Genomic DNA, 10,699 nt, shown 5'->3' with positions numbered 1-10,699 from the left:
GAGATCGCCGACGGCATCGGCGAGGGCGCGCTGATGGACTTGCTGGCCAAGGTCGGCCGCGCCACGGGTGAAGACAGCATCACCGCCCGCGCCGACGCCAAGACCGGCCGGCCCCGCTCGCCCGCCGAAGCCATGAGCGAAATCGCCAAGCTGCAGCAGGCGGCCAAGGGCGATGCCAAGCACCCTTACGTCAACAAGACCCATCCCGACCATGCGGCAACGGTGAAGCGCATGGAGGATTTGTTTGCGCTGGCGTATGGGGGTGAGGCGGGTTGACGGCGTAGATCGCTTGCCTCCCCCTTGAGGGGGAGGTCGCGCGTAGCGCGGGAGGGGGTGTGGCGCGTTTCATTCTCGTCGCTTTCTGCCGCGGATAGATACCCCCCTCCCCGACCCTCCCCCTCAAGGAGGGAGGGGGATTCCAATCATCAAAGTCCGGACAACCGCGTGCTTTCGCGGCCCGGCTGACGGCTCGGAAAGACGAGCCGCGTAAGGGTGCGCGCTTGCATCCAGGCTTGAGGTCCGGAACCGGGCAACCTCGCCGATCAACGCAGTCACATCATGACAATCGAGCAGAAAGGAAGTGTGGACCCATGTCCTCGCAGATCCAGGTTGCGTTCAACAACCTCTATAGTGCCAACATCATGCTGCTGGTGCAGCAGAAGGGCAGCCGCCTCAAGGATGCGGTGCGCCAGGAAGTGGTTGAGGGCGAAATCGCCTATTTCGACCAGATCGGGGCCGGCAGCGCGGTGAAGCGCCAGTCGCGCCATGCCGACACGCCGCTCACCGAAACGCCGCATGCGCGCCGCCAGGTGATGCTGGAAGATTACGAATATTCCGACCTCATCGACCGCCTGGACCAGGTGAAGACGCTGACCGACCCGACCAGCGCCTACAGCCAGGCCGCGGCCCATGCGCTGGGCCGCGCCATGGACGATGTCATCATCGCCAATGCCAACGGCACCGCGCGCAGCGGCAAGACCGGGCAGACCAGCCTTGCGCTGCCGTCGGGCCAGAAGATCGCGGTGGGCGGCACCGGCCTGACGCTTGCCAAGCTGCTTGCCGCCAAGGAAATCCTGGATGCCGCGGAGAACGATCCGGACGAGCCGCGCTATGTCGCGTGTCCCGCCAAGGACATCACGGTCCTCCTCAGCAACACCCAGGTGACGTCGAGCGACTACAACACGGTGAAGGCGCTGGCCGCCGGTCAGATCGACACCTTTCTCGGCTTCAAATTCATTCGCACGCAGCGCTTAGGGACCACCACCAGCGGCGACCGCGCGTGCCTCGCCTGGCGCCAGTCGGCCTTGCTGCTCGCCATCGCGCAGACGCCGAAGGTGAAGGTGACCGAACGCCCCGACAAATCCTATGCGACGCAGGTCTATTGCGCCATGTCGGTCGGCGCCACGCGCATGGAGGAAGAAGGCGTCGTCGAGATCGCGACGCTTGCTTAAAGGGTCGAGGGCATCGCGGCCGCCCGGTCGGCGAATGCCGACATGCGTCGGCGGGCCAACTCCGCGATGCCCTCGACTGGTTTGCAGACTGAAACCTATCAGGAGAGAACATATGGCTACTCAGTACGGCACCCAGATGGGGCGCCTGCGTAATTCATTGCCGGTCGATCTGCCGATGGCCGGCGACATCCATGGCCGCGTGCGCGTCTTCAACGAGAAAGTCGTGCTGGCGGCCCAGCCGACCAGCGACATCGTCGAAGTGGCGCGCCTGCCCAAGGGTGCCCGCGTGCTCTATGGCATCCTCGACAGCACGGTCTCGCTGGGCTCGTCGACCTTGGCGATCGGCATTGCCGGCAACTCCGGCAAGTATCGCCCGGCGGCGGCCTTCACCGCCGTCGATACGCCGACCCTGTTCGGTCCGGCGGCTGTCGCCGGCGAAGCGCTGGCGACGGAAGAGATCGTCATCCTCACCATCGCCGCGGCCGCCCTGCCGGCCTCCGGCACGCTGCGCGTGATGATTTTCTACACATTGGACTAAGTGATCGCGCGGGCAGCGGCCGCCAAGTTGGCGCATGCCGACATTCGTCGGCTGGCAACCCCGCTGCCCGCGCGATAGTTGGAGACTGAAAAATGGCCATCTCGACTGTTTCGATCTGTAACCGCGCGCTCGATCTGCTGGGCGCCGATCCCATCATCTCGCTGGAGGATGGATCGAAAGCGGCCAATCTGTGCCAGCGCAATTTCGAGCCCTCGGCGGATTCGGTACTGCGGCTCTATCCGTGGAACGCAGCTTTGCGCCGTGCGCGCCTGCCGGCCCTCAACGAGGCGCCGGGCTGGGGCTATCTCTATCAGTACCAGCTGCCGCAGGGGCCGGAGCCGGCTTTCTGCCTGCGCCTGCTCGAGGTCGACAACGGGACGGATTACCGGGTCGAGGGTCGCCGCATTCTCGCCGATTACGCGGCGCCGCTCGATATTCTCTATATCGGCCGCATCGTCGACGTGGCGAGCTATGATTCGCTGCTGGCCGAGGCGGTGGCGGCGAAACTGGCCGTGCATCTTGCCGGCAATCTCACCGAAAGCGGATCGCGCATTGAGGCAGCGCGGGACTATTTGCGCACGGTGCTGGCCGAAGCGAAAGCGGTCGATGCGCAGGAAGGCGGTGCCAGCGATCTCGTCATCGATGCCTGGCTGGCGGCGCGAGGTTGAAATCCATGGCGCGCGCATCGCATCTGCTTTCGACCTTCAATGCCGGCGAATGGTCGCCGGATCTCTACGGCCGCATCGACCTCGACAAGTATCGCAACGCCTGTCGCCGCATCGAGAACTTCGTCCTGCTGGCGCAAGGTCCGGCGACAAGGCGGCCGGGAACCGAATTCATTGCCCACACCAAGGATGATGGCGCCGTGCGCCTGATCCCGTTCGAGTTCTCAACCGAGCAGGCCTATGTCATTGAGGCCGGCAATGGCTATTTCCGCTTCTACATGAATGGGGGCCGGATCGAGACCGGCCCGGCGATCCCTTACGAAGTGGCAACGCCCTATGGCGCGGCGGATCTCGCGGGGCTCAAATGGGCGCAGTCGGCCGACGTGCTCTATCTGACGCATCCGCTATTCGCCCCCTATAAGCTGGCGCGGAGCGGACATACCAGCTGGTCGCTGACACCGATCGATTTTCAGGACGGGCCCTATCTCGACGAAAATGTCGGCGCCGTCACCTTGGCGCCGGCGGCAGCGAGCGGCAGCGATGTGACGCTGACCGCCTCGGCCAACCTGTTCGTGGCCGGCGATGTCGGACGCCTGGTGCGGATCAAGCATGCGAGCATCTGGGGCTGGGCGAAGATCGCAGCCTTCACCAGCGCCACACAGGTGAAGATCGACATCAGGAGCGCCTTCGGCGGGACAGCGGCGGTCACTTCCTGGCGGCTCGGCGCCTGGTCGGCGGGCACGGGCTGGCCCGGCACGGTCACCTTCCACGAGGAGCGGCTGTTCCTCGCCAATTCGAAGCTGCAGCCGCAGACCCTCTGGGCCTCGGTCTCCGGCGCCTATGAAAGTTTTTCGCCAACCGGAACCGATGGCGTCACCAAGGACGATCACGCGCTCAATTTCACCATCGCCGACGACCGGGTGAACGCCATTCGCTGGATGAGCGCCGGCAAGACCCTGGCACTCGGCACTACCGGGGGCGAGTTCAACCTCAGCGCCAGCTCGCTCAACGAGGCAGTGACGCCGAGCAATGTCACGGTGCGCCGCGAGACCACCAATGGCAGCGCCGACATACGGCCGGAGCGTATCGGTGCTGCGGTCCTCTATGTGCAGCGCGCGGGCCGGAAGATCTATGAAATGGCCTACAGCTTCGAGAATGACGCGTTCAACTCGCCGGAGCTGAGCCTGCTTGCCCGGCATCTGACGCAAAAGGGAATCAAGGAAATCGCCTATCAGGCAGAGCCCTGGTCGGTGGTCTGGGTGGTGCGTTCGGATGGGGCGCTGCTGGGCCTCACCTATATGCGCGGTCAGGATGTGGTCGGCTGGCATCAGCACCGCATTGCCGGCAAGCGCGCCAAAGTCCTCTCCGTCGCCTGCATTCCGGGAACCGGCCAGGACGAGGCCTGGTTGGCGGTGGAGCGTGAGGTGAACGGTGTCGTGCGTCGTTCGGTCGAACGGATGGCCGGTGCCTTCGAGCCGGAAGATCCCTTCGACAAGAAGGGCGCCTTCTTCGTCGATGGCGGCCTGCGCTATGACGGCGCCGGCGCCGGCGCGTTGACGCCGGGTGCGGGTGCCACGGTGCCGGGACAGACGGGCGTCGTCTTCATGGCCGGGAGCGCAATGTTTGTGGCGGGCGACGTCGGTCGCGAGATCCAGTACAGCTTCCCGGCCCCCTCGGGAAGCGGCTATCACGTCGCGCGGGCACGCATCACCGGCTTTACCGACGGAGCACATGTCGTTGCCACGATCCTCACCGCGTTTCCCTCGCTGAGCGGGATGGCGGCCGGCGCCTGGTCGTTGGGCGCGCGGGTCATCCGCGGGCTCGATCATCTCATCGGCGAAACGGTGACAATCCTGGCCGACGGCGCCACGCATCCGACCCGCGTGGTGGCGCCCGATGGCAGCGTCACGCTGGAACGATCCGCGGCCTTTGCGCATATCGGCCTTGGCTATACCAGCCTTCTCACCACCATGGATGCCGAAGCCGGTGCCATGGACGGGACGGCCCAGGGCAAAAACCGGCGCATTCACCGCGTGACGGTGCGGCTCACCAACAGCCTTGGCATGCGTGTGGGCGCCGAAACCGGCCGCACCGAGGATGTGGTGTTCCGCGCCGCCCAGACGGCGATGGATCAAAGCCCGCCGCTTTTCACCGGCGACAAGGTCGTCGCCTTTCCCAAGGGGTGGGAAAGGCAGGCAATCATCGCGGTCCTGCAGGAGCAGCCCTTGCCCTGCACGATCGTGGCGCTGATTCCGCAACTGACAACAATGGATGGATGACATGTGCAGTACCGCGGCAGCAATGGCTGCATCGATGGTCGTTTCGACCGGCGTCAAGATGGCAGCCGACGCGCAGGCAGCTGGCCATGAGAGCCGTGAGCTGGAGCGCGAGGCGAAGGTCGCCAAAGCGCAAGGGGTGGAGCAGGAACGTCAGCTGCGCCAGAAGGCGGCGGTCGATCAGTCGAGGCGGCGCATCGCCGTTCTGAAGGGTGGTGTCACCACCGAAGGCTCGCCCACCGACATGCTGGTCGATGCCGCCCGCGCCGACGATACCGAGGCACGCTGGGCCCGCTTCGGCCAGACCGAGGCGGCGCGCGCCAAGGAACGCGAGGCGCGCTATCGCCAGCGGCGCTCGTTGCTGGACCAACTGTCGAATACGAGCTCGCTTGGAAACAGCATCATCCCCCTCGAACCATGGAAGAAAGAACAATGAGCCGACACGATTCGCTTGATGCCGCCATGCGTGAAGCCCTTGCCGCGCGTGGCATGAACATTCCGTCCAACCAGCCGACGAAGCGGCAAGGCGATCTGGCCGACGCCATGCGGGCGCCGATGGACCCGCAAGGATACCAGATTGCGGTACCGCCGGATTTCGAGCGGGACGATGCGCTTGAGGGCAAGGCGCGGCAATGGTTCCATCGCGCCGGCCTGCCGCAGGGGGCGGTCAACGGCATCGTGCAGGCCTATTGCCGGCAGCTTTGCGACGCGGCGCCGTCCGGCGCTGATCCTGCCGGGCTGGCGCAGGCGGAGCTCGCTCAGGAATGGGGCGAGGGCTATCCGCGCAAGATCGCCGCGGCGCAGTCCTTGATCGAAAAATGCGGTGGCGCCGAGGAGCTCGCCGAATTGCTGCGCGGCACCGGCCTTGGCAACGATGCCTGGCTGATCCGCACGCTGGCGGCGATCGCCGAGATGGATCCGCAGGCAGGAGGGGCGCAATGAGCCAAATCGTGACTGAACGAGAAGCGCCCGGTGCTTTGCCCGCATCGCCCGCGGAGTGGCAGGCCTGTGCGGCGCATTTGCAGGCACGGCAAGCCGAGAATGACGCGGAACGCGCACGTCTGGCCAGGCAGCGGGAGGCCCTGGCCCTTGCCGCCGCCACGGGAGACGGACGCGCCCAGAAACGGGTGCAGATGCTGGCAGGGCGAGACCAGGCCTTGGCCCTTGATGCGATGAACATCGCGCAAGGCCTTGCCCATGCCGAAATCGCCATCGCACGCAGCGTGGCGGATCGGGCCGGTTTCGAACGACAGGAAGCCGTCCGGCGCCACCAGGTCATGCTGGAAAGCCGCCTGTCGCTCATTGCCGAGATCGAGCTGGTGTTGCGATCCATGCCGCCGCTGCTGGTGCAACTCGCTGAAGCCACCCGCCTGATTGAAGAAAGTCATCTGGCGCTGGGCGGTGAACGGCCGACCTTGCCGCCATTGGCGCAGGAGGCCGCCGGCGGGCGCCTTGCGGAGTTCATGACCGGTATCGGCTTTGCGGCATGGTTGCCGCTGGCGCGGCCGGAGATCCGGCCAGCCATCCAATCCTGGACGGAAGCGGAACGAGCGGCGCAAGCGAGCTACGCATTGCCTGCCTGAAAAGGAAGCCACATGACCATCTCAACGACGACCTCCCGCGTGACATACGCGGGTGACGGGTCAACCGTGTCTTTCGCGGTACCCTTCATCTTCTTCGGCGCTGACGAAATCGACGTCATCGAACGCAGCCTGGCCAGCGGCGGCGAGACGCTCAAAGTCCTCACTACCGACTATGCGGTCTCCGGCGGCGGCGGTGCAGGCGGCACGGTGACGGCGTTGATGCCGCCCGGCAGCGACAAGAGCTGGACCATCGCACGGCGCACCAATCGCACGCAGGAAGTGGATTATACGCCCAACGATCCCTTTCCGGCGGAGACGCATGAACGTGCCCTCGACCGCTTGACGGCGCTCATCCAGGAACTTGACGACAAACTGGGGCGCGCCGCGGCGCTGAGCCCGACCAGCCCGGTTGCCAACCTCACCCTGCCGGACCCGGATGCGGACAAGCTGCTGGGCTGGAAGGGCGATCTTTCGGGCCTTGAGAACAAGAACATCCCAAGCGGCGCCGCCATCCTTGCCGCCATCGACAAGACACGTGCCGGCGTGACCGAAGTGGAAAGCGCGACACCGCGGGGGCTTGCGGCGCTGTGGCGCAAAGGCAGCGACATCGCCAGCGCAGCGGCCCTGGCCAAGCCAGCGGATACCAATATCGGCGGCTATCATGTCGTGACAGGTGCTGCGACCATCGGCGGCCTGTGGGCAGGGGACCTCGCCGGTACCGAAGTGGAGCTACGATTCGCGGCGCCGCTGACCCTCACCCACAATGCAGTGAGCTTCATTCTGCCGAGCGGAAACAACGTCGTCACCGCAGCCGGCGAGGTCGCCAGATTCCGCTGCGAAGGCAATGACAATTGGCGCTGCGTGTCCGGGCCGCCAGCCTGGTTCGGGCAGACGGGCGGTTTCAGCCTGCCGGTCAACGCCAAAAGCGCTGCCTATGCCATGCTGGCAGCGGACAAGGGCAGCGAGATCAATTTCACCACGGCCGGCGTCACCTTAACCTTGCTGGCCGCAGCCACGGTCGGCAATGGCGGTGTCGTCGCCGTCCGGAATTCCGCGGCGAGCGGCGACATCACCATAGATCCCAACGGATCGGAAACACTGGACGGGCTGGCCACAAGGTTGCTGCGGCCGGGAGACGCGGTGCTGCTGCGCAGTGACGGCAGCGCGTGGCGAACCATCAACGGCAGCTATTCCTTCGAGAGTGCTGAACAGGTGCTGGCCGTGAGCACGGCTCTTTCCGTGGCACATGGGCTCGGCGTGAAGCCCAACTTTGTACGCGCCGTCTTTCGTTGCAAAGCGACCGATCTGAACTGGGCCGTTGGCGACGAGATCGACTACACCGCAGTCGTCTGGACGTATGGCGGCGCGCTGTCCGCCGACGCTGTGAACATGGTGGCGACGCTTAACCAGACCTATCCGGTCAGCATTGCGAGCAAGAGCAACGGGCTCGGCACAAGCATGACCTACGCCAACTGGAGACTGGTCTTCTATTGCAAGGATCTGCGAGGTTGAACATGCAGCACTTCTATATCGACGCATCGGGCAAGTGCATCGGCAGCTATGACGGTCCGCCGGAACAAAGCCCCTTCGCCGGCACGCCGGTTGCCGTCGCGCCCGAAGACGCGGATGCCCAGCGGTGGGATGGTGCCACCTGGGCCTGGCCGCCTGAGACGCGGCGCCAGATGGTATTGCGGGCCATCGCCGCGCGCTATCAGCAGGCCCTCGTCGCCGGCCTTCCCTATGGCGGCAAGGTGCTGCAGATCCGGGAACAGGATCAGGCCAACCTCACCACCATGGGCAACGAGGCGCGCTGGGCGGAAGCGAATGGTGCCGCGTGGCCAGCGCAATTCGCCTGGCGGATGGCGGATGACAGTTTCTTCCCGGTGGCGACGCCGGGCGCGATGATCGCCCTCGCTGAAGCAGCCAAGTCGGAAGTCTATCGGCTGCGCCAGGTGAAATGGGGGCATGTCGATGCGGTGCGCAATCTCGCGCAGGCCCCGGATATCGATGCCTACGATTTTGAAACCGGATGGTGAGGTCGTGATGGGCGGATTGCATGAAACGTCGCAGGCGATCGGCCGCTTGCAGGCCAGCGTCGAGAAACTCGAACACGCCGTCGCCAGGCTCGGCGATCGCATCGAGGAATTGCAGCGCCTGCGCTGGCTGATGATCGGCGCGCTGGTCGTGCTGTGCGGTATCTCGGGAGCCGGCAGCGGGTGGCTCGCCAAGCTGCTTGAAATGAACACCGCGAGCTGAAGGAGGGAAGGATGATCAAGCAGGGAATTGCGGCCATCGGGACAATCAGCAAAGGTGGCACGATCAACAAGGCTTGGGCGGCAGCCATCGCGGCACCGCTGGCCGATTGGCTGGTCGGCATTCTGGTGGATACGCTTTGGGAGCGGATGCACATCGCCACGCCGGACAGCGCCCAGATGGCGCTGGTCTCGCTGATCGTGGGGCTCGTCGTCTACCAGGTGCCCAATCTTGCGTCCGATGCCACCGACCAGACAGGCGCTTCAATATGAGGCAGCAGCATCGGAAATACCCCGCACTGGCATCGGGTCTGGTGCTGGTCCTGGCGCTGCTGGCCGGCTGCGCCGCCAATGCGACGGCAGACAACCTGTGGGCGCGCCTCACCGCCGCCAACCTGCTTGCCGGAAGCCTGGCGGAGGGGCTGGGTCAAGCGATCGAGGCGAAATGGATCACGCCCGGCAGCCAGCGCGCCCAGTTGATTGCCCGGACGTTGGATGCGGCGGAACTGTCGCTGGATGGGGCCGCCGCGGCCTTGCGTGCGGGGCTGCCGGCAATGGCCGAGCGCCAGATCGGGGCGGCCGAAACCCAGCTCAGCGGCCTCGAACCATTGATCACAACCGAACAAGGAGAAACGCCATGAACGCGGCAACCGTCACTGCCATCATGCAAGGAGTGGCCGCCCTGGCGCCTTATCTCGCCCAGCTCGGTTCATTGGCGGCAAAGGCACAGGCCGGCGGACTCGTGACGGAAAGCGATCTGCGCCTGGCGGAGGAAGCGCGCCGCCGCGCCTTCGCGGCCCTGCGGAAAGAAATCGGCAAAGAAGGCGGGAATCCCTGAGACTCGGGGATTGCGACGAATTGACCCGCCATGCCCGCCAGAATGTCGCCCGCCCGTCTTTTGCCCCCCAATATTGCCTCTGCAGCCGACATCCTATAATGACGGTCGCATGTCAGTGGATACTCTCATGGAAGGCAGCCGCTCCCCGACATGGATCATCTAGACCAGCTTGAGGCGCAGAGCGTTTACATCCTGCGCGAGGCATTCAACCGGATCGAAAAGCTCGGCATGCTTTGGTCGCTGGGCAAGGACAGCAATGTCATGGTGTGGCTGGCCAGGAAGGCCTTTTTCGGCCACGTGCCCTTTCCGGTCATGCATATCGATACCGAGCGGAAATTTCCGGAGATGTATCTGTTCCGCGAGCGCTATGCTAAGGAATGGGGCCTTAATCTCATCATCGAGAAATGCCCGCCGGTCGAGGCGACCGATCCGACCTTGCCGCCCAATGCCCGTTCCGCCGCGCGCAAGACATTGGGCCTGCGCGACACCATCGCCAAATACGGCTTCACCGGCATCATCGCCGGCATCCGGCGCGATGAGGAGAGCGTGCGCGCCAAGGAGCGCGTCTTCAGCCCGCGCGGCGAAAGCGGCGCCTGGGACTTTCGCGACCAGCCACCGGAGTTCTGGGACTATTTCAATACGGATTTGCCGGCGGGAACGCATCTGCGGGTCCATCCTCTGCTGTCCTGGACCGAGCTCGACATCTGGCGCTATGTCGCGCGCGAAGGCATTCCGATGGTGGAACTCTATTTCTCGAAGAACGGCAAGCGCTACCGGTCGCTGGGCGATCATGACATCACCTTCCCGGTTGCCAGCGATGCCGCGACGATAACCGAGATTATCGCCGAACTGGAAGCGACCCGGACGCCAGAGCGCGCCGGCCGTGCGATGGACCGTGAAACCGAAGATGCGTTCGAGCGCCTGCGCGCCGCCGGGTATATGTGATGACCACCGAACTGCAGGCCGCGCGCGAGTTGATGCGTATCGTCATCGTCGGCCATGTCGATCACGGGAAGTCGACCCTGGTCGGCCGCCTGTTCCACGATACCGGCTCATTGCCCGAAGGCAAGTTCGAGGCCATCAAGGCGATGTGCGA

At 64.9% G+C, this 10,699-nt stretch carries 16 protein-coding genes; all 16 read left to right on the top strand.

Features of this window, described 5'->3' with window-relative positions:
- The coding region (locus tag ACE3OA_RS21245; RefSeq protein ID WP_374314600.1) for a hypothetical protein at window positions 1–276 on the top strand (276 nt) is incomplete at its 5' end.
- A 314-nt stretch (window positions 277–590) separates the two neighbouring features.
- Entirely contained in the window at window positions 591–1,451 is an 861-nt protein-coding gene (locus ACE3OA_RS21240; RefSeq protein WP_374314598.1) for a phage capsid protein, read from the top strand.
- A 112-nt stretch (window positions 1,452–1,563) separates the two neighbouring features.
- Complete coding sequence (locus tag ACE3OA_RS21235) at window positions 1,564–1,989, top strand: hypothetical protein (protein ID WP_374314596.1); 426 nt, start codon at window positions 1,564–1,566, stop codon at window positions 1,987–1,989.
- 92 nt (window positions 1,990–2,081) lie between these two features.
- Entirely contained in the window at window positions 2,082–2,657 is a 576-nt protein-coding gene (locus ACE3OA_RS21230) for a hypothetical protein (protein ID WP_374314594.1), read from the top strand.
- Window positions 2,658–2,662: 5 nt separating this feature from the next.
- Complete coding sequence (locus ACE3OA_RS21225) at window positions 2,663–4,933, top strand: hypothetical protein (RefSeq protein WP_374314592.1); 2,271 nt, start codon at window positions 2,663–2,665, stop codon at window positions 4,931–4,933.
- Window position 4,934: 1 nt separating this feature from the next.
- The gene (locus ACE3OA_RS21220; protein ID WP_374314590.1) at window positions 4,935–5,366 is read left to right on the top strand and encodes a hypothetical protein; all 432 of its coding nucleotides are present in this window, start codon (window positions 4,935–4,937) and stop codon (window positions 5,364–5,366) included.
- Window positions 5,363–5,872 (top strand): hypothetical protein, encoded by a 510-nt coding sequence (locus tag ACE3OA_RS21215; RefSeq protein ID WP_374314588.1) that lies wholly within the window; start codon window positions 5,363–5,365, stop codon window positions 5,870–5,872. The genes ACE3OA_RS21220 and ACE3OA_RS21215 overlap by 4 nt, the downstream gene beginning before the upstream one ends.
- Window positions 5,869–6,513, top strand: coding sequence for a hypothetical protein (locus ACE3OA_RS21210; protein ID WP_374314586.1), 645 nt, complete (start codon window positions 5,869–5,871; stop codon window positions 6,511–6,513). Before ACE3OA_RS21215 ends, ACE3OA_RS21210 begins: the two co-directional genes overlap by 4 nt.
- Window positions 6,514–6,525: 12 nt before the next feature.
- Window positions 6,526–8,025: a hypothetical protein gene (locus ACE3OA_RS21205; RefSeq protein ID WP_374314584.1), complete on the top strand. Its 1,500-nt coding sequence runs from the start codon at window positions 6,526–6,528 to the stop codon at window positions 8,023–8,025.
- A gap of 2 nt (window positions 8,026–8,027) precedes the next feature.
- A complete protein-coding gene (locus tag ACE3OA_RS21200; RefSeq protein WP_374314582.1) occupies window positions 8,028–8,549 on the top strand; it encodes a hypothetical protein in 522 nt (173 codons plus the stop codon).
- On the top strand, window positions 8,521–8,769 hold the full coding sequence (locus tag ACE3OA_RS21195) for a hypothetical protein (RefSeq protein WP_374314580.1): 249 nt from the start codon (window positions 8,521–8,523) through the stop codon (window positions 8,767–8,769). Before ACE3OA_RS21200 ends, ACE3OA_RS21195 begins: the two co-directional genes overlap by 29 nt.
- An 11-nt stretch (window positions 8,770–8,780) precedes the next feature.
- The gene (locus tag ACE3OA_RS21190; protein WP_374314577.1) at window positions 8,781–9,038 is read left to right on the top strand and encodes a hypothetical protein; all 258 of its coding nucleotides are present in this window, start codon (window positions 8,781–8,783) and stop codon (window positions 9,036–9,038) included.
- Window positions 9,035–9,406 carry a hypothetical protein gene (locus tag ACE3OA_RS21185; protein WP_374314575.1) on the top strand — a complete coding sequence of 124 codons (372 nt, stop codon included), beginning with the start codon at window positions 9,035–9,037 and terminating at the stop codon, window positions 9,404–9,406. Before ACE3OA_RS21190 ends, ACE3OA_RS21185 begins: the two co-directional genes overlap by 4 nt.
- Window positions 9,403–9,603 carry a hypothetical protein gene (locus ACE3OA_RS21180; RefSeq protein ID WP_374314573.1) on the top strand — a complete coding sequence of 67 codons (201 nt, stop codon included), beginning with the start codon at window positions 9,403–9,405 and terminating at the stop codon, window positions 9,601–9,603. Before ACE3OA_RS21185 ends, ACE3OA_RS21180 begins: the two co-directional genes overlap by 4 nt.
- Window positions 9,604–9,753: 150 nt before the next feature.
- Window positions 9,754–10,548, top strand: coding sequence for a sulfate adenylyltransferase subunit CysD (gene cysD / locus ACE3OA_RS21175; RefSeq protein WP_374314571.1), 795 nt, complete (start codon window positions 9,754–9,756; stop codon window positions 10,546–10,548).
- Window positions 10,548–10,699: GTP-binding protein (locus ACE3OA_RS21170; RefSeq protein WP_374314602.1), on the top strand; the 152-nt coding region annotated here is incomplete at its 3' end. The genes cysD and ACE3OA_RS21170, both read left to right, overlap by 1 nt.

The sequence above is a fragment of the Dongia sp. genome (assembly GCF_041906375.1).
GTDB lineage: Bacteria > Pseudomonadota > Alphaproteobacteria > Dongiales > Dongiaceae > Dongia.
Note: the sequence above shows the minus strand (reverse complement) of the source record. Positions and strands in the feature narration are given on the sequence as shown.